Origin of the sequence: Deinococcus sonorensis KR-87 (genome assembly GCF_040256395.1) — a bacterium.
GTDB lineage: Bacteria > Deinococcota > Deinococci > Deinococcales > Deinococcaceae > Deinococcus > Deinococcus sonorensis.
Genome location: NZ_CP158299.1, coordinates 1,327,914 through 1,354,499, shown reverse-complemented (window position 1 = coordinate 1,354,499; position 26,586 = coordinate 1,327,914). Strand labels below are relative to the sequence as shown.

At 70.7% G+C, this 26,586-nt stretch carries 22 protein-coding genes; 10 read left to right on the top strand and 12 right to left on the bottom strand.

Annotated features, from left to right (window positions below):
* Positions 1–76: 76 nt before the first annotated feature.
* From ABOD76_RS11975 to ABOD76_RS11960, 4 genes are all read right to left on the bottom strand, one after another.
* Positions 77–1,759 (bottom strand): FAD-dependent oxidoreductase, encoded by a 1,683-nt coding sequence (locus tag ABOD76_RS11975; RefSeq protein ID WP_350245080.1) that lies wholly within the window; start codon positions 1,757–1,759, stop codon positions 77–79.
* Between the two features lie 41 nt (positions 1,760–1,800).
* Positions 1,801–3,177, bottom strand: a complete 1,377-nt coding sequence (locus ABOD76_RS11970; protein WP_350245079.1) for a sensor histidine kinase — start codon at positions 3,175–3,177, stop codon at positions 1,801–1,803.
* Positions 3,174–3,440 (bottom strand): UBP-type zinc finger domain-containing protein, encoded by a 267-nt coding sequence (locus ABOD76_RS11965; RefSeq protein WP_350245078.1) that lies wholly within the window; start codon positions 3,438–3,440, stop codon positions 3,174–3,176. The genes ABOD76_RS11970 and ABOD76_RS11965 overlap by 4 nt, the downstream gene beginning before the upstream one ends.
* An 814-nt stretch (positions 3,441–4,254) precedes the next feature.
* Positions 4,255–4,944: an MBL fold metallo-hydrolase gene (locus tag ABOD76_RS11960; protein ID WP_350245077.1), complete on the bottom strand. Its 690-nt coding sequence runs from the start codon at positions 4,942–4,944 to the stop codon at positions 4,255–4,257.
* Between the two features lie 90 nt (positions 4,945–5,034).
* Here ABOD76_RS11960 and ABOD76_RS11955 point away from each other — a divergent pair, with 90 nt between their 5' ends.
* A complete protein-coding gene (locus ABOD76_RS11955; RefSeq protein WP_350245076.1) occupies positions 5,035–5,610 on the top strand; it encodes a TetR/AcrR family transcriptional regulator in 576 nt (191 codons plus the stop codon).
* Between the two features lie 75 nt (positions 5,611–5,685).
* Here the strand turns inward: ABOD76_RS11955 and ABOD76_RS11950 are convergent, their stop codons facing one another.
* Together ABOD76_RS11950 and ABOD76_RS11945 are read right to left on the bottom strand one after the other, a co-directional pair.
* The gene (locus tag ABOD76_RS11950) at positions 5,686–7,266 is read right to left on the bottom strand and encodes a malectin (protein ID WP_350245075.1); all 1,581 of its coding nucleotides are present in this window, start codon (positions 7,264–7,266) and stop codon (positions 5,686–5,688) included.
* 84 nt (positions 7,267–7,350) lie between these two features.
* Positions 7,351–8,055: a DUF899 domain-containing protein gene (locus ABOD76_RS11945; protein ID WP_350245074.1), complete on the bottom strand. Its 705-nt coding sequence runs from the start codon at positions 8,053–8,055 to the stop codon at positions 7,351–7,353.
* Between the two features lie 93 nt (positions 8,056–8,148).
* Here ABOD76_RS11945 and ABOD76_RS11940 point away from each other — a divergent pair, with 93 nt between their 5' ends.
* Together ABOD76_RS11940 and ABOD76_RS11935 are read left to right on the top strand one after the other, a co-directional pair.
* Positions 8,149–8,382, top strand: coding sequence for a hypothetical protein (locus tag ABOD76_RS11940; RefSeq protein ID WP_350245073.1), 234 nt, complete (start codon positions 8,149–8,151; stop codon positions 8,380–8,382).
* Between the two features lie 267 nt (positions 8,383–8,649).
* Positions 8,650–9,342: a TetR/AcrR family transcriptional regulator gene (locus tag ABOD76_RS11935; RefSeq protein ID WP_350245072.1), complete on the top strand. Its 693-nt coding sequence runs from the start codon at positions 8,650–8,652 to the stop codon at positions 9,340–9,342.
* Between the two features lie 17 nt (positions 9,343–9,359).
* Here the strand turns inward: ABOD76_RS11935 and ABOD76_RS11930 are convergent, their stop codons facing one another.
* The 4 genes from ABOD76_RS11930 to ABOD76_RS11915 all read right to left on the bottom strand — a co-directional run bounded on the left by ABOD76_RS11930 (position 9,360) and on the right by ABOD76_RS11915 (position 13,836).
* Positions 9,360–9,845 carry a GreA/GreB family elongation factor gene (locus ABOD76_RS11930; protein ID WP_350245071.1) on the bottom strand — a complete coding sequence of 162 codons (486 nt, stop codon included), beginning with the start codon at positions 9,843–9,845 and terminating at the stop codon, positions 9,360–9,362.
* Between the two features lie 61 nt (positions 9,846–9,906).
* Positions 9,907–11,622, bottom strand: coding sequence for a sensor histidine kinase (locus tag ABOD76_RS11925; protein ID WP_350245070.1), 1,716 nt, complete (start codon positions 11,620–11,622; stop codon positions 9,907–9,909).
* Positions 11,591–12,625, bottom strand: a complete 1,035-nt coding sequence (locus tag ABOD76_RS11920; RefSeq protein ID WP_350245068.1) for a GAF domain-containing protein — start codon at positions 12,623–12,625, stop codon at positions 11,591–11,593. The genes ABOD76_RS11925 and ABOD76_RS11920 overlap by 32 nt, the downstream gene beginning before the upstream one ends.
* Before the next feature lie 113 nt (positions 12,626–12,738).
* The gene (locus ABOD76_RS11915) at positions 12,739–13,836 is read right to left on the bottom strand and encodes a Gfo/Idh/MocA family protein (RefSeq protein ID WP_350245067.1); all 1,098 of its coding nucleotides are present in this window, start codon (positions 13,834–13,836) and stop codon (positions 12,739–12,741) included.
* 202 nt (positions 13,837–14,038) lie between these two features.
* On the opposite strand from ABOD76_RS11915, the gene ABOD76_RS11910 reads away from it, so the two are divergent.
* Positions 14,039–14,344 (top strand): LamG-like jellyroll fold domain-containing protein, encoded by a 306-nt coding sequence (locus ABOD76_RS11910; protein ID WP_350245065.1) that lies wholly within the window; start codon positions 14,039–14,041, stop codon positions 14,342–14,344.
* 76 nt (positions 14,345–14,420) lie between these two features.
* On the opposite strand, the gene ABOD76_RS11905 is transcribed toward ABOD76_RS11910, so the two are convergent.
* Together ABOD76_RS11905 and ABOD76_RS11900 are read right to left on the bottom strand one after the other, a co-directional pair.
* Positions 14,421–17,318: an ATP-binding protein gene (locus ABOD76_RS11905; RefSeq protein WP_350245064.1), complete on the bottom strand. Its 2,898-nt coding sequence runs from the start codon at positions 17,316–17,318 to the stop codon at positions 14,421–14,423.
* A gap of 53 nt (positions 17,319–17,371) precedes the next feature.
* Entirely contained in the window at positions 17,372–18,154 is a 783-nt protein-coding gene (locus ABOD76_RS11900; RefSeq protein WP_350245062.1) for an enoyl-ACP reductase FabI, read from the bottom strand.
* Between the two features lie 118 nt (positions 18,155–18,272).
* Between ABOD76_RS11900 and pgeF the strand changes: the two genes are divergently transcribed.
* The 6 genes from pgeF to ABOD76_RS11870 all read left to right on the top strand — a co-directional run bounded on the left by pgeF (position 18,273) and on the right by ABOD76_RS11870 (position 26,555).
* Positions 18,273–19,136, top strand: a complete 864-nt coding sequence (gene pgeF / locus ABOD76_RS11895) for a peptidoglycan editing factor PgeF (protein ID WP_350245061.1) — start codon at positions 18,273–18,275, stop codon at positions 19,134–19,136.
* Entirely contained in the window at positions 19,133–19,651 is a 519-nt protein-coding gene (locus ABOD76_RS11890; RefSeq protein WP_350245060.1) for a YqeG family HAD IIIA-type phosphatase, read from the top strand. Before pgeF ends, ABOD76_RS11890 begins: the two co-directional genes overlap by 4 nt.
* The gene (locus ABOD76_RS11885) at positions 19,651–22,317 is read left to right on the top strand and encodes an ATPase, T2SS/T4P/T4SS family (protein WP_350245059.1); all 2,667 of its coding nucleotides are present in this window, start codon (positions 19,651–19,653) and stop codon (positions 22,315–22,317) included. The genes ABOD76_RS11890 and ABOD76_RS11885 overlap by 1 nt, the downstream gene beginning before the upstream one ends.
* 31 nt (positions 22,318–22,348) lie before the next feature.
* On the top strand, positions 22,349–23,575 hold the full coding sequence (locus ABOD76_RS11880) for a type IV pilus twitching motility protein PilT (RefSeq protein ID WP_350245058.1): 1,227 nt from the start codon (positions 22,349–22,351) through the stop codon (positions 23,573–23,575).
* A gap of 86 nt (positions 23,576–23,661) precedes the next feature.
* Positions 23,662–25,236 (top strand): acyl-CoA carboxylase subunit beta, encoded by a 1,575-nt coding sequence (locus tag ABOD76_RS11875; RefSeq protein ID WP_350245057.1) that lies wholly within the window; start codon positions 23,662–23,664, stop codon positions 25,234–25,236.
* A gap of 107 nt (positions 25,237–25,343) precedes the next feature.
* Entirely contained in the window at positions 25,344–26,555 is a 1,212-nt protein-coding gene (locus ABOD76_RS11870; protein WP_350245055.1) for a hypothetical protein, read from the top strand.
* Positions 26,556–26,586 lie beyond the last annotated feature (31 nt).

Here is a 26,586-nt window from a genome sequence, read left to right as displayed (position 1 = left end):
TGAGGATGGGGCCGGACGGAGTGCTGGAGCCGTGACTGGCCGCCTGTCGCTCCGGCCGCAGGTTCTGCCCCTCGGCCTAGAGGGTGGCGAGGTGCTGATGCACGAAGCTGACCGTCACGCTGCCCTCCCCCACCGCGCTGGCGACCCGCTTGATGCTGGACGCCCGCAGGTCACCCACCGCGAAGATGCCCGGCACGCTGGTTTCGAGCGGATAGGGACGGCGCTTGAGTGGCCAGCCCTGCAGGGCGTCGTCCGGCAGGCTGTCGCCCACCAGCACGAAGCCGTGGGCATCCCGGGCCACCACCCCGTCGAGCCAGTCGGTCTGCGGCGCGGCCCCGATGAAACAGAACAGGAAGTTGGCCGCCACCTCCTGGGTCTCGCCGGATTTGCGGTCCTGGAGGGTCAGGCGCTCTAGGTGCTGGTCACCGTGACACGCGATCACCTCGGTGCTGAGCCGCAGTTCGATGTTGGGGGTCCGGCGCAGCTGCTCCACGAGGTATTGCGACATCTTGGCCTCCACACTGGCGCCGCGGATCAGCATCACCACCCGGGTGGCGTAGGTGGAGAAGTACATCGCCGCCTGACCGGCCGAGTTTCCGGCGCCGACGATGTAGACGTCCTCGTCTCCGCAGTTCACCGCCTCGCTGCGGGCCGCGCCGTAGTACACCCCCCGGCCGCCCAGCCGCTCGGCCCCCTCGGCCGGCAGCGTCTGCCAGCTCACCCCGGTCGCCAGCACCAGCGCGTGGCACCCGATCTCAGTACCCTGGGCCAGCTGCAGGTACTTGTACTGCCCGTCCAGCCGCACACCGGTGACCATCTGCGGCGACAGCAGCTCCACCCCGAACTTCTGCGCCTGCGCCACCCCGCGCCGCGCCAGGTCGCCGCCGGACAGACCGGCCGGAAAGCCCAGGTAGTTCTCGATGCGGCTGCTGGTCCCGGCCTGTCCACCAGGAGCTTCGCGCTCAATCAGCACCGTCTGCAACCCCTCCGAGGCGCCGTATACGGCGGCGGCCAGCCCGGCCGGCCCCGCGCCGACGATGGCCAGGTCGTAGAACGGCCGGCTGGCCGACAGCCCCAGACCCAGCTGCGCTGCCAGCGTCTGGATGGATGGCGCGCCCAGGCGCTCCCCGTCCGGAAAGATCACCAGCGGCAGCGGTTCGTCGCCGTGCAGGCTGGCCGCGTCCGGCTGCGTTTCCAGGTCGTAGAAGGTGTATGGCACGCCGTTGCGCGCCAGAAAGTCACGCAGCTCATGCGCCTCGGGTGACCAGCGGTCGCCGATCACCTTCAGGCCGCCGTAGCCGGGCTTGTACTCGCCCTGCCAGTCGCCCAGCAGGTCGTCGATGACCGGGTACAGCTCCTCCTGAGGCGGGTCCCAGGGTTTGGTCAGGTAGTAGTGCACCCGTGATTCGTTGATGGCCCGGATGGCCGCGTCGGTGTCGGCATAGGCCGTCAGCAGGGCGCGTTTGGCGTCCGGGTAGAGCCGGGACGCCTGCGCCAAGAATTCCACCCCGTTCAGCTGCGGCATGCGCTGGTCACTCAGCAGCAGCGCCACCGTGTCGCCGCGCCGCTTCAGCTCGGCCAGCGCGCTGAGCGCCTCCTCGCCCGACTGGGCGCGCACGATCCGGTACGTCTCGGCGTAGCGGTGACGCAGGTCGCGCGACACGGCGCGCAGCACCTCGGCGTCGTCGTCCACCACCATCAGGACCGGTTTTGAGAGGGGGGTGGCAAGGGCAGGACCAGCACTTGTGGGTGATGACATGAACTCTCCAGATGAATGCGGGAACAGCACCGGCCTGAAGCTCAGCCGGAGCGGACGGGAAGCCGGATCTCGAAGGTGGTGTGCCCCGGCTCGCTGCGGACACGCACATCGCCGCCGTGCTGGCGGACCACGACGCGCCGCACCAGATCCAGGCCCAGGCCGCTGCCCTGCCCCACGCCCTTGGTGGTGAAGAACGGCTCGAAGATGCGGTGCTGAAGGTCCGGCGGAATGCCGGGGCCGGTGTCGGTGATGCAGACCCGGACCTGCTGACCGTCCGCGTCGGCCTGCACGGTCAGCTGGCCGCCGACCGGCAGGGCATCCACCGCGTTGTCGATCAGGTTGGTCCAGACCTGGTTGAGGTCGCCCTCGTTCGCCATGACGCTGGGCAGCGACTCCTGATAGTGGCGCTCCACCCGCACCTCCTTGCCGCGCAGCTTGTGACCCAGCATGGTCAGGGTGCTGTCCAGACCCACCCGCACATCGGCCGGCTGACGGTCCCCACCGCGGTCCATGTGCGAGTAGCGTTTGATGGACGTGACCAGGTCGCTGATGCGGCCGGCGGCCCCCGCGATGTCCTGCACCGTCAGCAGGCTGCCGAGCCGGAAGTCCAGGTACGCTACCAGGGCCGGCGCGTGCGGCGGATCGTCCTGCAGCCAGCCGAGGTGTTCGGGGCGCAGGCCCGCCTCCACGAAGGTCGCGGCCAGCTCGCTCGCCCGGGGCAGCCGGAGGGCGCCGAGCAGGTCCATCAGGTCGTCCTCCGCGTCGGCCTGCGCCAGGGTGCCGAGCGCCACGGTGGAGCGGGCTGCCACGGCCTCCTCGGCGCGGGCCAGCAGCTCCGGGCGCAATCCGGACGCCAGCAGCCGGGTGAGCAGCTCCGGCAGGCCGGACAGACGCGTCCCCAGCTCATCGGCCCCCCGGCGCACGGCGGCCGCCGGATTGTTCAGTTCGTGGGCCAGCCCCGCCGAGAGCTTGCCCAGGGCGCTCATGCGTTCGCGCTGCTCCTCGGCGTGCGCGGCGTCCCGGATGCGCCGGGTCATCACCGCCAGCAGCTGGGCTTCCAGGCTCGGCACGGCGGCGGCAAGCTCCGGGAACAGCGAGCGGTGCAGAAACGCGACCCGGGTCTCGCCCACCGCCTTGCCCGTCGAGGCGAAATGGGTCATGCGCGACCTGGGCAGCATGCCGGCCACCTCCCCCTGCCGGGTCACGTAATGCAGCGCCTGCCCGCCCTGCTCGCCCGAGTACTCGATCTGGCCGTCCAGCACCAGAAACATGTGGTCGGCGGGGTCGCCGGCCCGCACGATCGTCTCGCCGTCCGCGTAGCTGTGCAGTTCCGAGTGCTCGGCCAGCCAGGTCAGCTCGGGCACCGACAGCCCGGCCAGCGCCTCCACCCGGTGCAGGTCGTCCGGCTGGGGGTTCAAGGCAGGACCAGCTGATCGACGTAGCACCAGACCCAGGCCTCCCCCGGCTCGACCGAGCGGACCAGCGGGTGCTGCAACGCGTGGAAATGGCGGGTGGCGTGCCGGTTCTTACTGGAATCGCAGCAGCCGATGTGCCCGCAGGTGGTGCACATCCGCAGGTGCACCCAGCTGTCGCCGGTCCGGATGCAGTCCTCGCAGACGTAGGGGCCGGGGCCAGACGGGGCGGTGATCAGCAGGCTCGAAGTGTGGGTACAGGCAGGCATGGGGTCTCCCTTGGGTCAGGCGTAGCTTGATCTTGCCATGAAGGCGGCAACCGGGCATGACCGGACGTGGGAAATCAGGTGCTGCCGAAGGTCTATAAGGTCTATGCAGGAGGGCCGGTGCACTCCCGGCCCCAGTCTGACGTCAACTCCCGTGTCATGGCCCCGGGCGTTCGGAGGGGGCCGGGCCTGACCGGACGGAGAGGCGCTGGACGCTGAGGTTCATTTCCACTTGCAGGGCTGCTGCCGGAACCAGAAGGTTCTGGCAGCAGGTGGTCTGGTGATTCGGCTTGCAGGCGCGTTCCCGAGCAGTAGACCGCAGCATGGTGTTCAGGTTGCCAGGCCTGAGCGGAACCCAGCCGAGGTGTTCGGCCATGCCCGGGCCGTCCCGGACCGTGAGCCAGTGCCGGTCTTTGCCCGAGGGCCGGAACACCGTCCATGACCTGACCCCCGGGCGCGTCGTAGTGGCCTTAAACCGCCCGTGCTGAGGCCTGGAGAACCGCACCGGATGGTCCCGCCCGACCTCTCAGTGCCTGGCCGGGCGGTGGAAGTTGCCCAGCGTGACGGGGGTGGCCGCCTCGCTCTCTCTTCCGGCGCGCTGCCTTATCCACGTCATGTGCCGCCGGTGCCCACGCTCCATCCCCAGACGTCCGCCTGGTCCGGGGGAAGCGTCTGAGCTCCGGGGAACCCACAGGACAGCTGAAGCGCAAGGCTCAGGCGCCGGAGGCGGGGTCAGCCGGAGCGCTGAACCGCGCCGGATTGACCGCCCGTAGGACGTTCTCTGAGGAGCGCCAGCCCCAGGGTTGCTCCGCCGTCTTCAGCCCGAAATCCGCGCCAGCGCCTGCTGCATGGCCGCGGCCGGGCGCTCCACCACCGGTCCGTGCCCCGCCGCGAGTCGGGTCGGGTTCAGGCCCACCAGGGTCCGCGCACTGGTCAGGGCGGTCGGGGCATGCCAGGTGGCCATCGCCGGCAGCGGAAACCGCAGGCGCCGCTCACTGGCCACCGCCACCCCACCCACGGTATAGAAGGCGTCTCCAGCGATCAGCGTGCCGTCCCGGGTGTCCAGCAGGGCCACGTGGCCGGGGGTGTGACCGGGCGTTCCCACCACCTGCAGCGAGCCCACCCGGTCATCCGGCTGCAGCAGGCGGTCCGGCACCGTCTGCACCCCGGGATAGCCGCCGCGCAGCGGGGTCTGCGGCTCGTGCGGGTCGAGGGTGTGGTCGCCGCGCAGCAGGCGGGCGTCACGGGCCGAGATCAGCACCTCGGCGTCCGGCAGCGCGGCGTGCAGCGCGTCCAGGCTTCCGACATGGTCGCTGTGCGCGTGCGTCAGCACCACCCGGCGGATCGGCAGCTCCAGCCGCTGCGCCGCCTGCAGGATGCCCGGCGCGCTGCCGGGCATGCCCGTGTCGACGAGCGTCAGGCCGTCCGGTTCGCGCACCAGATAGGCGTTCATCAGACCGAGGCGGGTGAGCTGGACCAGAAACGTTCCATGGGTGGTGATGCGCATAGGGGGCTCCTTTTAAGACGAACGCCGTTCGCCTTCTTGATGTCACCTTACCCCTGGCAGCGGAACCTGTCAAGACGTACAGTGTTCGTGATGCCCTATCCTGCCAAACTGCACCCCGGAACGATCCTGAGCGCCGCACGTCAGCTGCTGGAGGACGGTGGCCCTGAGGCCCTCAGCATGCGCCCGCTGGCCGAGCGGCTGGGCGTGCAGCCGAGCAGCCTGTACCGACACTACGCTGACCGCGCCGCCCTGCTGAGCGCCCTGGAAACGGAGGCGACCCTGGAACTGCTGGCCACGGTGCAGGCCCACGCCGCCCAGGCGACCCCAGCCGCCTCGCTGCACGCGGTGGGCCTGGCCTATCTGGCGTATGCCCGGCAGCATCCGCACCTCTACGGCCTGCTGCTGGCCCCCAAAGAGCCGTACATGGCCACGCCCGGCCCCGGCAAGGACCTGTGGAACGCCGTGCTGGCGCTGGTAGACGCGGTGACGGGCCAGCCGGACGACACGGCGGCCACGGTGGCCGTCTGGGCCTACCTGCACGGCTTCGTGGTGCTGGAACGCAGCGGCCAGTTCGGGCTGAGCGGGCCACGCGGCGGGTTCGAGCGGGGGCTCCAGGCGCTGATCGAGGGCCTAGGCCGCAAAGGTGGAGATGCCGGTCCAGGGTGAGCCACCCGGCCCGGCAGGGGTCAGGAACAGCTCAGGCCAGAGGAGAGCGGCCCTCGCACCGGGCGACCCTGACCTTCAGCGCTCCACCTCGATGCCGGAGAGGTCAGGGAAATCCACCGTGGCCTTCAGCTGCACCGTGAGCTGACCGCCCGTCACCTTGACCGCGTCCAGCGGCACCACCAGGGCCGTGTTCTGGCCCCCGGCCTCCTTCCAGATGTCGAAGTTGTTCAGCACCGGCACGCCCTCCACGTTCACGTTGAACAGGCGCTTGCCGGGCGCGTTCCAGTTCAGTTCCGCAAAGTGCAGCCGGACCCGGTAGATGCCGTCGTTAAGCGGCACGGTGTAGGTCATGACGCGCGACTCCAGCGGAGTATCGAGCGTGTTGTGGCGGTAGGTGCGATAAAGCTGCTGGTTATCTGTTTTCAGGATCGTGGCGGTGCTTGGCGTTTTCGGCCACGACGGCGCGTCGGCAGGCGTATAGAAGGTCGCCGTGCGGGCCGCGCCGCTCTGGTCGGTGGTGAGGTAGCTGTCCCCGGTCCAGACGCGGCCGTCGGGCGCCGTGAAGGTCGGGCCTCCCACGTTCAGCAGCACCGGGGCCGGCTTCAGGTTGCCGATCAGGTAGACGCTGTCATTGTAGTCATAGCTGCCAGCCTGGGTACTCGCCGCCAGGACATAGCTGCCGGCGATCAGCTTCCCGGCCGCGTCCCGGAGTGGCCAGAAGCGCAGGTGCTGGCCGCACGGTTCGCTGCACCCGGCCTGCAGGTCAGTGGCGTGCGCGTTGAGGGTGGGGTCACTCCACTCGCCGTCGTTCACGCGAAACCCGAAGGTTTCACCCGGCGTGAAGCTGGCCCCGGCGGCCGGCAGCAGCGTCTGGCTGGCGGGAGCCGCCTGGGTCAGCGCCAGCTGGACCGCCGCACTGCCCTTGCTGTACCACGACAGGGTGACCGGCTGGCCCGGGGTGTGATACGCGGCGAGCGGCGTGACCGTGACCGGCTTCGAGCTGTCGAGCCGCTGCCAGTACGGCGAGATCACCTCGTCTCCGTCCGGAATCACCGCGCCGTGATGGTTCAGCGCCGGAATGCCCTGGGCGTCCCCCACCGGGGTGCCGGGGTTCACCACATTGAAGCGGTACCCGAAGGCCCGCCGGATCAGGTCAAGGTTCGGCTCCTGGCCGTGTTCCGGCTGCGCCTGCCACAGCCCGGCCAGCTGCACGGTCGTCCGGCTGCTGTCGTCGCCCACCACGGTGAGCGACCCCTCATGGAGGGGGCCGTCGGCCGGGCCGGGGCCTTCCGCCACGAAGCGGACCGTGAGGTCCAGCTGGCCGCCGGCCGCGACGGTGAGCGGGGCGCCGGTGGCCGGCGCAGGACTCACGGTCCACGGACCGCTGACGCTCAGCCCGGTCAGGTGCACGGCCTGCGGCCCGGTGTTCTGCACCCGCAGCACCACGCGGTCGTGCACCTGACCGGCGGGCGGGCTGGCCAGCCCGCCGATGCGGCTGAAGACCAGTCGCCCATTGTCCGGCACGGCGTCGGTGTTCAGCAGCCTGAGGCTGCCGGGAACGACGGTGCCGGGCGTGGTGCCGCCGGAACATGCCGCGAGCGTCAGCGTGAGGCCGAGCAGCATGGACAGGCCCGGCCAGTGAATCCTCGTGTGCATTCGTTTCTCCTGGGTGAGCGGAAGTCGGCCGCACCCACCATGCGGCACTGACCTCAGCATGCACGCGCAGGCGTTAAGCGTACGTTACCCGGCGTCCTTGTCTGCCCGCCCGTACTCGTCGTGGCGGCGGATTCTGGTGAAGGGGGGCGTCTGCGGCCAGCCGGGCGGCGCGTCCTCCCAGGTCTCCTGCCGTCCGTAAGGGGTCAGGTCCAGGTGCCCCGCCAGGCTCGACAGCAGTTCCACGCCGCGCGCCTGGGTGTGGTACGTGAGGTAAGGCCGGCCCTCCAGCTGCAGATAGACACTGAACCCGGAGACCTCACCGCCGCCCGGCCGGGTCCACCCCCAGTCCTGGTTGAAGGTGCAGCCGTACGCGGAAACCCACGGCACGGTCCAGCCCATCCGCGCCGAATAGGCGAGCAGCTTCTCGATCGGTGCGCGCGAAACGCGGACCAGGCTGACGTCATACGGACCCAAGTGCGCGAGGTGCGGCATGCAGTTGTCGGCGTCCTCCGAGCAGAAGGTGCAGCCCTGCGTCCAGGCCGGGTCGAACATGAAGTGGTGCACGATCAGTTGCGAGTGGCCGGCGAACAGCTCCAGCAGACGGACCGGCCCGCCCTCACCCTCAAAGGTGTAGTTGGAGACCTCCGTCATGGGCAGCCGCCGGCGCTGGGCGGCCACTGCGTCGCGCAGGCGGGTCTCTGCCTTCTCCAGCGGGAGCAGGGCGTCGCGGGCCTGGGTCCAGCGCTCGCGGTCCACGATGGGCGGGTGGGCGGCAGTGGTATCGATCATGGATGATCCTCCGGGCAAAGGTGGGGATGGGACCGGGTGATGGGCCAGGCCTGGCCCGGAGGGCGGCCCGACGGCTCCGGCAGGACCGACAGCATGGTGCTTGCCGTGTTCCTGAACCATGCGATGGCCGGTCCGCGCGCCCCGCTGTATGTCGCGCTCGTCCATAGCGGTCAGGCCATCGTGCTCGAACACGGCCTTCGGGATGGTCAGCTCCGCATCCACGGTGACCGGGAAATTGAGGCTGGTGAATGTGGCCGGCGTGTGCCCAACTCGGGAGAGATCAGAACTGGCGGGCCGCCGGGAGATCGTTCACAGCACATCTGCTGAAGGCCGAGCCGTGGTCAGACAGGGCTTCTCCGGGTGGTGCGGAGTGGGTCTGCAGCGGCGGCGCGTGCCCTTTGAGGAGGCCCGCGGATCTGAAGCGTCTGCGCCCACGGCCGCAAACCGGGTCGCAGGCGGGCCTGGAATAGGGTATGAAGACCATGGACATGCCCAGATGTCAGCGTCATACATCTCTCTCCTGCCGGCGGGGTGCTGGATGTGTACGCCGTCCACATTACTACGTTTGGGGCGAATTTTCAAGATGGTCTACGCATGTCTCGTAACAGCGGCGGCAGTGCGGGCCGGGTCACGTACCGGCACGGCGATCTGCGCCAGGCGCTGATTCAGGCGGGTCTTGACCTGGCGAGGCAGGGAGGGCCGGAAGCGGTCGTGCTGCGGGAAGCCACCCGGCGTGCGGGCGTCGTGCCCAACGCGGCCTACCGGCATTTCGCGGACCTGGACGCCCTGCTGGCGGCGGTCTGCTCGGCGGCCCAGGCGGAGTTTGCGCGGGCCATCGAGGCGCAGCTGACCCAGGTGGACGCTTCGCTGGCGCCGGCGGCCCGCGCCAGGGCGCGGTTCCATGCGGTCGGGCTCGGGTACCTGCGCTTTGCCCAGGCGGAGCCCGGCCTGTTCCGCACCGCCTTCTGGCTGTCCAGGACCCTGCAGCAGTCGGCTCACCCGGAGCGCCGGGGCGACAGTGGGCTCACCCCGTTTCAGCTGCTCGGCACCACCCTGGACGGCCTGGTCGAGACCGGCCTGCTCGCCGCCGGGCGGCGGCCAGGCGCCGAGTTTCTGGCCTGGTCGGCGGTTCACGGCCTGGCCACCCTGCTCATCGACGGTCCGCTGCGGGGGCTGGATGACGCCCAGACCCGCCAGCTGGAACTGCGGCTGGTCGAGATGGTGGAACGTGGCCTGGACGCCCCGGCGCAGGCGGGGACCCCGCCTGCCCAATCACACGAACCGTAAAGGTCGCCCTTCTCAGCTCAGCGGGTATCGGGTTCGAGCGAGGTCACGGTGTACTGCACGTCGCGGGAGCCGAGGCGCACCTGAAAGCTCTCCCCCACCCGCCGGCCTTCCAGCTGCGCGCCCACCGGGCTCGCGCTGCTCACCAGGGTCACCCCGTCCACCACGCCGGCCCCTTCCACCGGCGACACCAGACGCACCCGGATGCTGCGGCCGGACGCCACGTCGGTCAGCAGCGCCACGCTGCCCAGCACCACCTGATCCTTCGGCACGTCGGCCGGGTCCAGCACCTGCGCCTCGTCCAGCAGCAGCTCCAGCTGGGCCGCCTGCGCCTCCAGGGCTGCCAGGCGCTCCTGCGCCTCCACCAGCCCCAGACTCTCGGCCTCGTTGGCCTCCATCTGCTCGCGGACGGTGGCCCGCGCCTCCTCGATCTGCTCGCACACATGCTGGTGATCCTGCTGCAACCGCTGGTAGCCACGGGGGGTCAATCGGAGAGGCCGGGTCATGATGCCCCGGAGCATAGCGTGTGCGGCCCCGCCTGGCACCCGCACATTCCGCAGCGGCCCGTCAGCCGGGCGTTTCTGAGCCGTTCCGCCGGGGCAGGGTGAACACGAACCTCGCCCCCTGACCCGGCCGACCCTCGGCCCAGACCCGCCCGCCGTGGCGCGCCACGATACGCCGCACCGTCGCCAGCCCGATGCCGGTCCCCTCGAACTCGTCGTCCCGGTGCAGCCGCTGGAACACCCCGAACAGCCGGTCAGCGTGCTGCGGATCAAAGCCCACCCCGTTGTCGCTCACGATGATCAGGTGCTCGCCCGGCTGTTCCTGGCTGGTGACCGTGACCTGCGGGTCGGGCCGGGTGGCGCTGTATTTCACGGCGTTTCCCAGCAGGTTGGCCAGCACCTGGCGCAGCAGCGGCGCGTCGGCGTACACCGCCGGCAGCGGTCCGACGGACCACTGGACCGCCGGGCCGGTGGTCCCCAGATTCAGGTCCTCGATGACGTCCTGCACCAGCGCCTGCACGCTGACGTCCGTGCAGCGCAGCGCCTGACGTGAGGTGTGCGCCAACCCCAGCAGCGCGTCGATCAGCAGCATCATCCGGGCGGCCGACAGCTCGATCATCCCCAGCGGCTTCGCGGCGCGTTCCGGCACCTGCTCGCCCAGCACCCGCCGCAGCAGCGACGCCAGCCCGGTGATCTGGCGGACCGGAGCGCGCAGGTCGTGCGAGATGGTGTATGAAAACGCTTCCAGTTCCGCGTTCAGCTCCTGAAGTTCGGCGGTCCGCTCGGCCAGGGTGGCGTTCCGCTCGCTCAGTTCGCGCAGGACCCGCGAGCGGTGCAGCGCCAGCCCCAGGTGACGCACCCCGGTCTCCAGCATCTCGCGTTGCGCCTGGGGCCAGGCATGCTGATCGAAGGACCCGACCACCAGCACGCCCGCGACGTCGGCTCCCATCAGGACCGGAAATGCGGCGGTGGCGCGCAGGTGCTGCGTAAGCGCGGTGCCGGCGTCCCAGGGGCCCGCCCGGTACGCCGACTGGTACAGCGGCTGCCGGGTGTCGAACGGACGATCCAGGTTCGGCACCTGCCCCCGGGGCAGGCCGGCCCGCAGCGCCTGCTCCAGCGCCGGACTGTGCAGGTCGCCGGCGACGGCGCACAACCGCCAGATCCCGGCCTCCAGCTCGTAGTAGGTGCTGGCGCTGTTGGGCAGCAGGGTCAGCAGCGTGTGCTGGGCGCCCTGAATCAGGTCGAGCGGTTCAGCGTCCTCCGCGAGTCCCTGGGCGAGGGTCGCGAACGCCTCCAGCGCCAGGGTCCGGCTGTGCAGCGCCTCCGTGGCGTCCTGCAGCTCGGCGGTGCGGGCCTGCACCTGCTCCTCGAGCTGCTGCCCCCAGGTCTGCGACGCGCGGTAGAGCCGGGCGTTGCTGAGGGCCAGCGCGGCCCGGCGTGCAAAATCGACGGCGACCGGAATGTCGTCTGCGGTGAAGCGCCGCCCGGACTCGGCCTGCACCAGCTGCACCGCCCCGATCACCTGCCCGTTGGCGATCATCGGCACGCCCAGCGCGGACCGCAGGCCGATGGACCGCACCCACTCCAGCTGTTCCGGGTCCCGTTCCATCGCCGCGAGCATCTCGTCCGTCACCTCCGGCAGAAAATTGACCTGCCCGGTCCGGATGATCTGCGGGGCGCCGCCCGCGTCGCTGGCGTGCATCGGCACGCGCCGCACCAGCTGCCGCAGGCTCTCCACCTTGCTGGGGTCACTGTGCGTGACGGCGGTCGCCTCGATCATCTCGCCCCTGGGCAGGTACACCCCGCACCAGTCCGCGAGGCGAGGAACGGCCAGCCAGCGTCAGCTGTTCGAGGGTGGCCTGCTCGTCCAGCGACCCGCTCAGCAGCTCGCTGGCCTCCGCCAGAAAGGCGGAGGTGCTGGCCTGCCGCGCGGTGTACCGGGCCAGCCGGACCCGGTCGAACGCCAGCCCGAACTGGGCGGCCAGCGAGGTCAGAAACTGCTGCGTGGTCGGCGCGAACCGCTGGTCATGCTCGAAGCTGAGCGCCAGGCAGCCGTACACGGCGTCGCCGGCCCAGAGCGGCAGCGCCGCGACCGAGCGGGTCTGGGCGGCATGGTCGCGCAGCAGCGCCGGATAGGTGCCGAACTGCGCCTCCCTCACGAACACCGGCCGGCGCAACCGCACCGCGTCGGTGATCGGCAGGTGGGTCGAGAGTGCGTAGGACCGCCATTGCTCAGTGATGCTCGGGTCGTAGCCGTGGGTGTAGCGGGCGCCCAGTTCGGTGCCGTCCTCGCTGACCAGCAGCACCAGACCCGCATACGCGCCCGCCGCCGGCAGCCCGATGTCCAGGGCGGCGCGGATCACGTCCTCCTCGGTCTGCGCGCTCACCAGCGCGCGCGTCAGGTTCAGCAGGTGTTCCGGCTGCTGCTCGGCAGCTTTGCGCTCGCTGATGTCGCGCAGGTGCAGCGTCACTCCGCCCTCGTGCGGCAGCGCCAACAACTCCAGCCAGACGTCCCAGGGCGCGCAGTACAGCTCCCGCCCCTGCGCTTCCCCGCCCTGCGCCACCGCTTCAAGCAGCGCTTTCAGCGGCTGATCCAGCGGCGCCGGAACCGCTTCCCACACCGGCAGGCCCTGAAGGCTGCCGGGCGCGCGCCTCAGCAGCAGGGCCGCCGAAGCGCTGGCCGACCGGCACTGCCCCAGCGGGTCCACCACGATCAGGGCGGTGGCCAGCGGGTCAGGCAGCGAGGTCGGCGGGGCCGGGCTTGGCGAGGGGTCCAGAGTCATGAGTGTTGCCCCGCATCATAATGGACGTCCAGCCCGGTGGCCCAGGGAGGACCGGCGGCATGGCGCGGCCCCGCCCGTGGGAGGCCCTGGGACACCCGCACTGTCCGTTGCGCTCAGGCCCCGCCCTGGCCGGGGCGCTCCACCACTTCGGAAAGCGCCACCGTGCGCCCTTCCTGAGCGGACTGAACCGCCGCCAGCGCCAGTGCCAGGCTCAGCAGGTTCTCCTGGCCGGAGCTGGCCGGCTCCCGCCCCGCGCGCACGGCCGAGACGAACTCCGCCAGCGAGCCGGCGCGGTCCAGGTGCGCCACGGCCGGCAACGTCAGGTCCGCCGCCGGCTCACCCAGCCGGCGCGCCGTCACGCGGTCCGGCGGCGGGTCGTCCCGGCTGGTCCAGCGGATCTCGCCCTCGGCGGCGTCCATGCGCCACTCGCCGGCCCAGGGCGTGACCACGCCGGAACTGGCCCAGCTGCCCCGGTAGCTCACCACCAGACCACCCTCAAACTCGATGGTCGCCGCCGCGCTCGCCGGGTCACGGAAGGGACTCCAGGGCGGATTGAAGGCGTGGCAGGTGATGGCCAGCGGTTCGCGGCCCAGCACGAAGCGCATCAGGTCGAAGTGGTGGATGGCCATGTCCATCAGCAGCGGCTGGGGCAGCTGATGGTGGCCGGTGGCGGGCGGGCGCGACCGGGCACTGTCGCGCCGGAAGTCCACCTCCGCGAAGCCCAGCTCACCGAAACGGCGCTCCCGGACCAGCTGCGCGGCCAGCTGCGGGGCCGGGAAGAAGCGGTAGTTCTGGCTGATCATCACGCTGCGGTCCGCCTGCCGGCCCGCCTCCACCACCTGCCGCGCCTCCTGCAGGGTGGGCGCGAACGGCTTCTCGATCAGCACCGGCAGCCCGGCGGCCAGCGCCTCCAGCGCCAGCGGGGTATGGCCCGGCGCGCTGGCGGTGATCAGGGCGACGTCCGCCTGCACCGCCTGCAGCGCCTCCGTGAGCGAGCTGAAACACAGCGCGGGGTCGGCGCCTTGCTGCGCGGCCAGCTGCAGCGCCTGCGGGCTGCTGTCCACGAACGCGGCGGTCTGCACGTCCCCGTTGGCGCGCACCACCTTCATCCAGTCGCGGCCCCAGCCGCCCAGACCGAGGTGAATCAGCCGCAGGGGCGGACCGGGGGGCGGCGGCTCTGAACGTGGGGTCGTCGGGTCGGGTTGCGGCATCGGTGATTCCTCCTGGGCAGGGTGATTCGGCGCAGGCAGCATACCCGTTCTCGGCGGCCCGGCCCACCGGCAGGTTCTCCACGGCCCGCTCATGTGGCCCGCCTGCTCGGTCAGCTAACGCCCCCCTCCTAGGCTCAGGGCAAGCTCCACCTTTGGCACCAACACCATCGCCGCGCCCAATGACCTGCGTTCGGGCCGCTGGGTGTTCGTGGCCGCGGTGCTGGACTTCGCGAACAGCAGCTACACCACCCGGCTGTACGTGGACGGTGCCAATGTCAGGACGGTGACCTACTCATCGGGCAGTGCGCCGTACAGCGGCCGCGCCTGCCACAACCTGTTCATCGGGGCCACGCCGGGCGGCGACAGCCTCACCTGCGCCACCACCGCCTCGGTCACCCCCTACGAGCCGGGCCTGCGGAGCGGCATCGACGACGTCCGCGTCTACGACCGCGCGCTCAGCGACGCCGAGATCGCGGTGCTGTACAGCGAAAACCGCTGGCCGCGCTGAAGGCGGGACGACGGAGGGGCCGGTCATCTGACCGGCCCCTCCATTCCTCTGTCCAGCGCAGTGCGTTCTGGCCGCTTCAGGAGGGGGACGGGTCCGGAGCGGCCTGCTCCGAGGTGACCTCCAGCGCCAGCCGAACCGCTGCCTCCAGCGGCAGGGCCGCGCCGCGCCGGTAATGGTCGGCCCAGCCGTCCCCGGCGAGCGTCCGGGCCTGTTCCAGCAGGCCGCCCACCGCAAAGCCCTGGGCCGGCACCCCCACCGCCTCCAGCAGCGCGTCGGCCGCGCCGGCCAGCTGCAGGCACAGCAGCGGCAGGCTGCTGGAGGCGGCCAGCTTGGCCGCTTCGGTGAGCGCCGCGGCAACGCCGCGCTGCCGGCCCAGCTGCCAGTACAGCTCCAGCGCTTCCTGCAGCAGATGGCGGGCCATGGCCAGCTCGCCGCGGTTCAGGTGCATGTCCGCCAGGTTAAAGAGCGAGTTGGCCATGCCCTGCCGGTCACCCAGCTCGCGTTTAATCGCCAGGCTCTGCTCGGTGAGGCGCTGGTACTCGCCCAGGTCGTCCGTGACGTTGGCGAGGTTGGCCAGCGCGTACGCGACCCCCTGCCGGTCACCGATGCGCTCCTTCAGCGTCAGGCTCTCCTGAAAGAGCGGCCGGGCCCGGTCCAGGTCATCTTGCAGGGCCCAGACGATGCCCAGGTCGTTGAGCGTGCTGGCCAGCGCCCAGGGCAGCTCCAGCGTCCGCTGCAGCTGCTCGGCCCGTTGCAGCTGCAGCCCGGCCGCCTCCAGCTCTCCGCGTTCCCGGCGGCTCAACCCCAGGCCGTGCCGCACCTCGGCCTCCAGCCGGGCGTCCCGGTCCTGCACCAGCGTCAGCGCCTGCTCCAGCCACGCCTGGGCCTGAGGGTACTCGCCCAGATCGCGGGCCAGCCCGCCCAGCCGGCTCAGGGCCGCCGCACGCAGCGGAGCCGGCACCTCGCCGGGCCGCTCCAGGGCCATTCTCAGCCAGCCGTACCCGGAGCGGTGGTGGCCGCGCACGTACCAGAACCAGTGCAGCGCCACCGTCAGCTCCAGCGCCTGCTGAACGCCCGCCTGAGCGAAGGTCCATTCCAGCGCAGCCTCCAAGTTGTCGTGCTCGGTCTGCAACCGGGCCAGCCAGTCGGTCTGCTCCGGCCCATGCAGGTGGGGCGCCGCCTCCTGAGCGAGCGCCGCGTACCAGTCGGCATGGGCCTGGCGTGCCTGCACCTGCTCGGCCGGCTGGCGCTGCAGCTGTTCGGCCGCGTACTGGCGCACCACCTCGTGCAGGGTGTACCGCCCCGCCCGGTCGCGCCGCAGCAGCGAGTGGTCGGCCAGGGTCAGCAGCGGGCGCAGCCGGCCGCCGGTCACCGCCAGGGCTGCCGCCCGCTCGAAGCCACCCCGGAACACCGACAGCCGGGCCAGCGCCCGCTGTTCGTCTGGGCCCAGCAGCCGCCACGAATGCCCGAAGGCCGCCCGCAGGCTGCGGTGCCGCTCCGGCCGGTCGGGGGCGTCACTGTCCAGCAGGTCCAGGCTGGCCGACAGCTCCGCCACCACGTCCGCCACGTCGAAGGTGCCCATCCAGGCGGCCGTCAGCTCCAGGGCCAGCGGCAGTCCCTCGGTCAGCTGGCAGACCCGGATCAGGTCATCCACGTTCTGCGGCGTCAGTCCGAAGCCGCCCCTCACCCGCCCGGCCCGCTCCACGAACAGCCGCACCGCGCTGGACTGGGCCGCGAGGTCCAGCCGGGCGATCTGCGGGTAGTCCAGCCCCCCCAGCGAGATTACCCACTCGGCCTGCAGACCCAGCCGCACCCGCGAGGTCACGATCAGCCGCAGGGTGGGCACCGCCTCCAGCAGCGTCTGGATCAGGGTCAGCACCTCCGCGCGCGAGGGGGCAGCCAGCAGGTGCTCCAGGTTGTCCAGCACCAGCAGGTGAGGGCCGGTCTGCAGCACCGGCGGCAGCTGCGCCGCCAGCGTCTCGGCGGGGCCGGGCGGCAGGCCCAGGGCGGCGGCCAGGGCCGTCACCATCCCCTCGGCCGCCGTGGCCGCCTCGAGCGGTACGAACGCCACCCGCACCCCTGCGTCCTGGCCGGCCAGCACCTCCTGAGACAGCCGGGTCTTGCCGGCCCCGCCCGGCCCCAGCAGCGTCAGCAGCCGGCCGTCCGGCTGGTCCAGCCGTTCCTGAATCCAGGCCAGCTCGTGGTGGCGCCCAAACAGCGGGGGACCGGAGTGGCGGAAGGTCGGCAGCGGCGCGGCAGGGGCCGCCGCCTGCTGGACCCCCTCGTAGAGCCGGGTGGTGGCAGCGCTGGGGTACACGCCCAGATCGCGCTGCAACTGCAGCTGAAAGCGGCTGTAGACCCGCTCCGCCTCGGCGGGGTCACCGAGCTGGGCGGCGCAGCGCAGGGCCGCCTGCACCGCCTCCTCGCTGTAGGGGCTGACGCCGAGCAACCGGTCCAGCCAGGGCAGCGCCAGCCGCGCCTGTCCGGCCCGTTCCAGCTCGGCGGCATGCTGCAGCGCCGCGTCCAGCCAGCTGGCCTGCAGCTCGTCGCGCTCCGCGTCGAGCCACGCCTCGAACTCCGGCAGATCAGCGGGTCGGCAGCCGTCCAGCAGCGGTCCCCGGTACAGGGCCAGCGCCTCGGCCCAGCGGCCATCCCGGCAGGCCTGCCGGAAGGTCCGCACGTCCACCGGGGCGGTCCAGTACAGGCCCGGGCCACTGGCCTGCAGGCCGCCGCTCCACGGCTGCTGCCGCAGGCGGTGCAGCAGGTTGCGCAGCCGGTTGCGGGCCGCCGGCTCGTCCACCTGGGCATACAGCAGCTCCAGCAGTTCCGGGCGCGTCACCGGCTCCTCGTGGCAGCCGAGCAGCGTCAGCAGCCACAGCGGGGCCTCGGCCGGCAGGGGGAACCGGGCGCTCCCGGCCTCCACCTCGGGCGGGCCGAGCAGCAGCAGCGTGGGCTCCGGTCCCGGGCCGTTCATCGGTTCACACCGTACCAACCGCAGCGCGGGCGGTCATGCACCTGTTCCCCGGCTCAGTCCAGCTTCATGGTCATGATGTGCGCGCCGGCGTCCACGTACACCACTTCTCCGGTGATGCCGCTGCCCAGGTCGCTGAGCAGGAACAGCGCCAGCTTGCCCACCTCCTCGGCGGTGGCGTTGCGGCCCAGCGGGGCGGCGGCGGCGGCCTTGTCGTACATGCTGCCGAAGCCGGGGATGCTGCGGGCGGCGATGGTCCGCATCGGCCCGGCCGAGATGCAGTTGACGCGCACGCCCGCCGCGCCGAGCTCACTGGCGAGGTAGCGGGTGCTGGCCTCCAGCGCCGCCTTGGCCACGCCCATTACGTTGTACTTGGGCACCACCTGCTGCGAGGCGTGATAGGTCAGGCTCACGATGCTGCTGCCCTCGCGGAGCAGCGGCTCGGCATGGCGCGCAATGCTCACCAGCGTGTAGGCGCTGACCGACATGGCGGTGTTCCAGTCCTGAGGCGTGGTGTCCAGGAAGCGGCCCTCCATCGCCTCGCGCGGCGCGAAGCCGATGCTGTGCACCAGGTAGTCCAGCTGCCCGAACTCCTCTTTCACCTTCGCGAAGAGGGCGCTCAGGTCGTCCTCGCTGGTCGCGTCCGCCTGCTGGATCCAGGTGCCGCTGTGGCCGCCGGTCAGCTTCTCCAGCTCCGACTTCAGGCGCTCGCCCTGGTAGCTGAAGCCCACCCGGGCGCCCGCCTCCAGCAGTTTCTGTGCGATGGCCCAGCCGAGGCTGCGCGCGTTGGCCACGCCCATCACCAGGGCCGTCTTGCCGTTGAGATCAATGCCGATCATGCGCCGAATGTAGCAGGCGGGCCGCCTGCGGGGCTGAACTCGGCTCAAGCCGGGGCCCTGCGGTTTGTCGGCTGGGTTGGCATGGTGAGCCGTCGCAAACGTCAGAATTCGGTGATACATGCACCCGGATACTGAAGACCTTATGACGATCCAGGCACCCCTGCTGCGGGCCACCCACGGGTTCACCACCCGGCGGGGCGGGGTCTCGGCAGGCGCCTACGCGGGCCTGAACCTCGACGACCGGCAGGACGATCCGGCGGCCGTGCACGAGAACCGGCGGCGGCTGGTGACGGCCCTGGGCTTTCAGCTGCCGCAGGTGGCCCGGCTGGATCAGGTGCACGGCGATGAGGTGCGCACGGCGCAGCCCGGCGTGCAGACCGGCGACGCGCTCGTCACCGACCGGCCCGGCGTGCTGCTGAGCATCATGACCGCCGACTGCTACCCGCTGCTGCTGGAAGACCCGGAGGCCGGCGTGCTGGGTGCGGCCCATGCCGGCTGGCGCGGCACCGTTGGCCGCATCGGGGTGCGCACGGTGGAGGCGATGGTGCGGCTGGGTGCCCGGCCGGAGCGCATCCGGGCCGCCGTGGGCCCCGGCATCAGCGCCGGGCACTATCAGGTGGGGCCGGAGGTGGAAGCGACCTTTATTCAGGCGGAACTCGGCACACACCTGCAGGACCGGCACCTGGACCTGGCCGGGGCCAACCGTCAGGTGCTGCTGGAGGCGGGCGTGCCAGAAGGGCACATCTGGATGTCGGGGCGCTGCAGCACCGAGGCCGACTTCTACAGTCACCGCCGCGACCAGGGCGTCACCGGCCGCATGTGGGCCGTGATCGGAACCCCGCTGATGGACGCCGGGGAACCGGAGCGAACGGTCGCCGCCAGCCGTCTCCACTCCGCGTCTCAGGAGGCGTTGGGCTCCGCCGGGCAGGGCGGCCTGCCCGTTGACGCCCTGGTCCGTCCGGCGTCTCTGGGGGGATTGTGAGCCTCCTGCGCCCCCGTGTGATCCTGCCGGACGTGTACAGCATCACGCCTGAATTCATGGAGCAGCACGGCCTGAAGGGGCTGCTGCTGGACCTGGACAACACCCTGATTCCCTACGGCTCCTACGAGGAGCGCCACGAGGTGATGACCTGGGCGGCCGATCTGCGGCGCGGTGGGTACCGGCTGTACCTGCTGTCCAACGCCACCCGCGAGCGGGCCGCCTTCTGGCTGGAGCGGCTGGGCTTCGAGGGGGTGGGCATGGCGGCCAAGCCGTTTCCGGGCCACTACCGGCGCGGCCTGCAGGTGATGGACCTGCCGGCGCGTCAGGTGGCGATGGTGGGCGATCAGCTGTTCACCGACGTGCTGGGCGGCAACCTCAACGGCATGTTCACCATCATGGTGCGGCCCATCAGCGACAACGCCCTGCCCCACACCCGCGTGACGCGGCGGCTGGAACGCATCGTACTCAAACGTTATGGACACGACTGGTACAGCCGTGACTGGAGGAAGAAATAATGGCGCTTTCGATTGGTGACCGGCGGTTGGGTGCAATCCTGCTTGAACAGGGCTACGTGAACGACACCGACCTGCAACGGGCCCTGGACCGGCACGCCGAGGTGGGTGGCCGGCTGGCCGACATCCTGATCGACGGCGGCATGGTGGGTGAGAAGCGCATCGCGCGGGCGGTGGAGGAAGCGCTGGGCATTCCGCTGGTCAACCTGACGTCCGTCACCCCGGACGTGGCCGCCCTGGCCTGCCTGACCGCGCAGGTGGCGCACAACGCGCTGGCCTTCCCCTTCGCGCTGGAGGGCGACACCCTGCGGGTGGCCTTCGTGGACCCGCTCAACAACCTCAACCTGGAAACGGTCGAGGATGCCAGCGGGCTGAACGTGGAGCTGTATCAGGCGCTGCGTGAGCAGGTGCAGTGGGCCATCGCGGCGAACTACCCGGAACTGGGACTGAACGTTTCGGCGCCGTCCGATGGCCAGGACGGCACCGTCTCGCTGCTGGGCCAGCGCCTGATCAACCGTGGGCTGCTGAGCGAACTGCAGCTCAAGGACGCCCTGCAGCACCAGAAACAGAGTGGCGATCCGCTGGGCGCGCTGCTGGTCAACATGCGGCTCATCACCGAGGAGCAGCTGTACGAGACGCTGGCCGAGCAGGCCGGCACGCTGTTCGTCCGCAACCCCAAGGACTTCAACCCCGACGAGGAGGTGCTGGGGCTGCTGCTGCGCGCCGACGCGCTGCGCCTCTCGGCCGTGCCGGTGGACGAGACGGCCGGCAAGGTCACGGTGATCGGCTCGGACCCGCGCCGCCGCGAGGACATTCAGGCGCTGATGGGCAAGCCGGTGGACCTGCTGCTGGCCCGCCCCGACGACGTGGACACCCTGATCGAACGCGCCTATCCGCAGCGCGGCCGGCTGGGGGAGCAGATGGTGCAGCAGGGCACGCTGTCGCGCGAACAGCTGCGCGAGGCGCTGCAGGTGCAGGCCCGCACCGGCAAGGTCAAGCCGCTGGGCGAGGTGATCGTGGACCTGGGCTTCGCGGCCAGCGACGAGATTGAGGCCGCGATCCAGAAGCAGAACGCGGGCGGCGGGCGGCTGGAAGACACGCTGGTGCAGTCGGGCAAGCTCAGCCCCGAGATGCTGGCGCGCTCGCTGGCCACCCAGCTCGGCTACGAGTACCTGGACCCGGTCCAGAGCCCGCCGGACCCCAAGGTGGCGCTGCTGATTCCCGAAAGCACCGCCCGGCGCTACGTGGTGGTGCCGATGCGGCTGCAGGGCGACGCGCTGGTCGTGGCCATGAAGGACCCGCGCAACGTGTTCGCGCTGGACGACCTGCGGCTGCTGACCGGCCGCGAGATCCAGCCGGCCGTGATGGCCGAGAAGGACATCGTCCGGCTGATCGAGCGCTACTTCGGGTCGCAGGACATGGCGGCGCTGAACGAGGAGCTGGCCAAGAACAGCCGGGGCCGCGAGAAGGAGCGCGAGGCGGCCCAGGATCAGGCCAACCTCGACGACAACGCGGTCGTGAAGGTGGTGGACAGCATCATCCGTGAGGCGGCGCTGCAGGAGGCCTCGGACATCCACATCGAGCCCAGCGAGACCGCCGTGCGGGTGCGCTACCGGGTGGACGGCAACCTGCGCGACCACATGGAACTGCCCAAGGGCTCGGCGCAGAGCGTGCTGGCCCGCATCAAGATCCTGGGGCAGCTGGACATCGCCGAGCGGCGCATTCCGCAGGACGGACGCGTGCGCTTCAAGAAGGGCAGCATCGACCTGGACCTGCGTCTCTCGACCCTGCCGACCCTCTACGGCGAGAAGGCCGTGATGCGTCTGCTGCAGAAGGCCAGCAACATTCCGGAAGTGGAGCAGCTGGGCCTCAGCGAGCACAACTTCCAGCGCTTCACCGATCTGATCGAGAAACCGAACGGCATCTTCCTGATCACCGGCCCCACCGGCTCCGGCAAGTCGTTCAGCAGCTTCTCGATCCTGAAGCGCATCGCCCGGCCCGAGAAGAACACCACCACCATCGAGGACCCGGTGGAGTACGAGATTCCCGGCATCAACCAGTCGCAGGTGAACCCGGTGGCCGGCATGACCTTCGCCCGCGCCCTGCGCGCCTTCCTGCGACAGGACCCGGACATCATCTTCGTGGGCGAGATCCGCGACGCCGAGACCGCCAAGATCGCCACCGAGGCGGCCCTGACCGGCCACCTGGTGCTGGCCACCCTGCACACCAACGACGCCCCCGGCGCGGTCACGCGTCTGGAGGAGATGGGCGTGGAGCACTTCAACATCGGCGCGGCGCTGATCGGGGTGCTGGCGCAGCGGCTGGTGCGCAAGGTGTGTCAGGAGTGCAGGACGCCCACCAACGCCGACCCGGACGTGCTGCGCCGGCTGGGCATCGGGGAGCGCGAGCTGACCGGGGCCACGCTGTACCGCGGCGCCGGCTGCCCGCGCTGCGGCGGCACCGGCTACAAGGGCCGCATGGGCATCCACGAGCTGATGGTCATCGACGACCCGCTGCGGCGCGGCATCGGCAAGGCCCTTTCGGCCAACGACCTGCGCGACATCGCCACCGAACAGAGCAACATGAAAACGCTGCGCCAGGACGGCATCGAGAAGGCCATGGCCGGCATCACCACCCTGGAAGAAGTGCTGGCCGTCACCAGCGCCTGAGCTGTCCCTGCCCGTCCACCAAGGAGCACCTATGCAGACTGCCACCGACATCACCGATATCCTGCGCCTCGCCGCCGAGAAGAACGCCTCCGACGTGATCGTGACGGCCGGACTGCCGCCGCAGTTCAAGATTCACGGCGTGTACACCGGCTACGATTTCGCCGAGCTCTCGGCCACCGACACCCGCAAGCTGATGTACAGCATGATGAACGAAAAGCAGCAGCGCAGCTTCGAGGAGCGGCGCGAGCTGGACTTCAGCTTCGCGCTGGGCGAGCGGGCGCGCTTCCGCGTCAACACCTTCATGCAGCGCGGGTCGGTGGGCGGCGTGATGCGTCTGATTCCCACCACCATCAAGTCGGTGGGCGACCTGGGCCTGCCGCCGAACGTGGTGGAGATTGCCAACGCGCCGCGCGGACTGGTGCTGGTGACTGGCCCCACCGGCTCCGGCAAGAGCACCACGCTGGCCGCCATGATCGACTACATCAACCAGAACAAGAAGATGCACATCATGACGATCGAGGACCCGATCGAGTTCATGCATCCGCACAAGAACAGCATCGTGAACCAGCGCGAGGTCGGCTCCGACACCATGGACTTCCAGAACGCGCTGCGGGCGGTGCTGCGTCAGGCGCCCGACGTGATCCTGGTGGGCGAGATGCGCGACTACGAGACCATCAAGGCGGCCGTGACCGCCGCCGAGACCGGGCACCTGGTGATGGGTACCCTGCACACCAACAGCGCCCCGGAGAGCATCGACCGCATCGTGGACGTGTTCCCGGAGGAGCAGCAGGAGCAGATCCGGGTGCAGCTGGCCAACAACCTGGTGGCGGTCATGACCCAGCAGCTGCTGCCCAGGATGGACGGCGGACGGATTCTGGCGTATGAGCTGCTGATCGCCAACCCGGCGGTGCGCGCCCTGATCCGCGAGGGCAAGACCTACCAGATCACCTCGGTGATGCAGACCGGGCTGCGCGAGGGCATGGTCACCATGGACGCCTACCTGGCGGGCCTGTACCGCCGCCGCGTGATCTCGCACGACACCGGCATGGAGCGGGCAGTGGACAGCAAGGAGTTCGCGCGCCTCGCCAACGACCCGAATGCCAGCGCCCAGATCCCCATGAGCACCAACCTGAGCGGCCAGGGCGGCCCGGACGTGTCGTCGGTGCAGCCGCAGGGAGTGGGGCGGCCCTCCACCGGGCTGCCGGCCAGCGGCGCCACCCTCTCGGGCATGCCCGCCAAGCCCTACGGTCGCGGCTGAAGCGCAGCAGACAAAGCGCCCCGGCGAGCTGTGCCGGGGCGCTTCTGTGTGGCCTGCCCTCCGCTTCCCGCTATGCTGAGGCCCACATGCCGGACCACCAAGCGAATCTGAACGTCGAGCTTCAGGAACTGATCGCGGCGATGGAGCAGCGCCGCAGCAAGATCGAGGCGGGCGGCGGCCCGGCCCGGCAGCAGAAACAGCGCGACGCGGGCCGCCTTACTGCCCGCGAACGGCTGGAGCGGCTGCTGGACCCCGGGAGCTTTCTGGAGTTCGGGACCTTCGTGGAGCACGACGGCACCCGGCTGATGACCGGGGTGGAGGCGCCCGGCGAGGGCGTGGTGACCGGCAGCGGCACCATCCACGGCCGGCAGGTGTACGTGTTCAGCCAGGACTTCACAGTGCTGGGCGGGTCGCTGGGCAAACGCAACGCCCAGAAGGTCGTCAAGATCATGGATCTCGCGGCCAAGGTGGGCTGCCCGATCATCGGGCTGAACGACAGTGCCGGCGCGCGCATCCAGGAGGGCGTGGACGCGCTCTCCGGCTACGGCGAGATCTTCTACCGCAACGCCATCTACAGCGGCAGCGTGCCGCAGCTGAGCGCGATTCTGGGGCCGTGTGCGGGCGGCGCCGTGTACAGCCCGGCCCTGACCGATTTCATCCTGATGAGCCGGGGCAGCAGCTACATGTTCATCACCGGCCCGGAGGTGATCAAGTCGGTGACGCGCGAGGAGGTCAGCTTCGACGCGCTGGGCGGCGCCGACGTGCACACCCGCAAGAGCGGCGTGGCCCACCTGGAGTTCGAGGGCGACGAGGCCACCCTGGAGGGCCTGCGGGCGCTGCTGGCCTACCTGCCGCAGAACGCCCGCGAGCGGCCCCCGGTGCGGCCCACTCAGGACCCGCCCGGACGCCAGAACACTGAGCTGCTGGAGGTGGTCACGCCGGACCAGCGGCGGCCCTACGCCATGCACCGGGTCATTGAGAGCGTGGTGGACGACGGGGTGTTCTTCGAGATCCAGCCGGATTGGGCCAGGAACATCCTGTGCGGCTTCGCGCACCTGGGCGGGCAGGTGGTGGGCATCGTGGCCAACAACCCGCGCGTGATGGCCGGCACACTCAACATCGACGCCTCGGACAAGGCGGCGCGCTTCATCCGCACCTGCGACTGCTACAACATCCCGATCCTGACGCTGGTGGACGTGACCGGCTTCCTGCCGGGCGTGGCGCAGGAACACGCCGGCATCATCCGGCACGGGGCCAAGATGCTGTACGCCTATGCGGAGGCCACCGTCCCCAAGATCACCCTGATCACGCGCAAGAGCTACGGCGGCGCGTACCTGGCCATGAACAGCCAGGACATGGGCGCGGACGTGGTCTACGCCTGGCCCACGGCGGCGGTGGCGGTGATGGGCGCGGAGGGGGCCGCCAACATCGTGTACCGGCGCGAGATTGCCGGCTCCGACCAGCCGGAGCAGACGCGCGCCGAGAAGATCCGCGAGTACCGCGAGACCTTCGACAACCCCTACGTGGCAGCCAGCAAGGGCTACATCGACGACGTGATTCCCATCGAGGAGACCCGCGCCCGGCTGATCGCCACGTTCGCCATGCTGGAGCGCAAGCAGGAGCAGCGCCCATACAAGAAGCACGGCAACATCCCGCTGTAGGGCCGCCGGCCTCCATTCATGCTTCATCAAGACTGTGGAGGCAGTCTTGCCGCTCCTCATGCGGTCCGGGGCCCCCTCCCGTACTCTGAGGCAAAGGCAGGGACCCGATGACGCGAACGACCGAGCTTGTGATTGCCACGGTACCGGCGGTGCTGGCCGTCGCCGCGTTCTTTGCCGGCGACCTGTCGAGGCTGCTCAACCACGATCCGGCGCCGGGGCTCGCCACACCCATCCCGCTGAGCGCCCCGCACCGGCCCAGCGCGGTACCCCTGCTGAGCAGCGGCGGTGCAGTGCCCGCGCTGCAGACCCCGGCCAAAGCGCTCCCCACTCCGCCCGCGCCCCCGGCGGCCCAGATTCCGGCCCGGCCCACGCGGCAGGCGGCCCCCCTCCCCCGGCCCACGGCCGTCGCCGACCCCCTCACCCGGGCCCCCGTGAAGCATCCGGCCACCGTTCGTCCGGCCACGCCGCATCCGGCGGCCCGTGCCTCCCCACCTGTACGGCACCCGTCCGCCGCGCACCCGACCACCCGGGTTCAGCCGGCTCCGGCGGCCCGCGCCCGGCCCACACCCGCGCCGGTGAAATCGGCTCCGGTGAAGGCCACCCCGGCGCCCACGGTTCACCGCCCGGTCCCCGCGAAGCCCACCGCGACCAGGCCAGCGCAGACGAAACTGGCAACGAAGCCAGCCCCCACCACACCTGCCGCAGCCAGACCGACTCCTTCAAAACCAGCTGTGGCAAAACCGGCCCAGACACCGGCGCACCCGGCGACCACACGCACCCGGCCGACACCCGCGCCGGCCAACGCGGTGACGGTTCGGCCCCACGCCCAGGCCACGCCGCACCGCGTCGCCACCGCGCCGGTCGTCCGACCGAAGCCGGTGCCCGTGGCGCGGGCCGTGCCCCGGCCCGCAGCGGCCGCGCCCACGCCGACCGTCCACCCACAAGCCCCGGCCCCGGCGCCCGCCACCGAACTGACCCGCGGACGGGCGCTGACCCGGCAGCTGTATCACGGTGAGCTGCCCCGGGTGTGGGCCGCCTTCCTGCCGCCGGCGCGGGCGCGCTGGCTCAGCCTGAACCGGCTGCAGGCGTATCAGCGGGCCACCCTGAAGCGGCTGGGCAACGAAACGGCGGTGCTGGACGAGACCGTGACGCGCGGCCGGGGCGTGACGTACTACAGCCGGCTGGCCCGCTTCAAGAACGCGCCGGGCGGCACCACCGTGATCTTCGGGCTGGACGGCAGCGGCCGCGTGGTGTCGTTCGGAATGGTCACCGGAGGGGTGCTGCCGCATCAGCGCGCCAAACTGCACACGCCGGACTGAGGGCCAGGCACAGGTCACATCCAGCCCATCT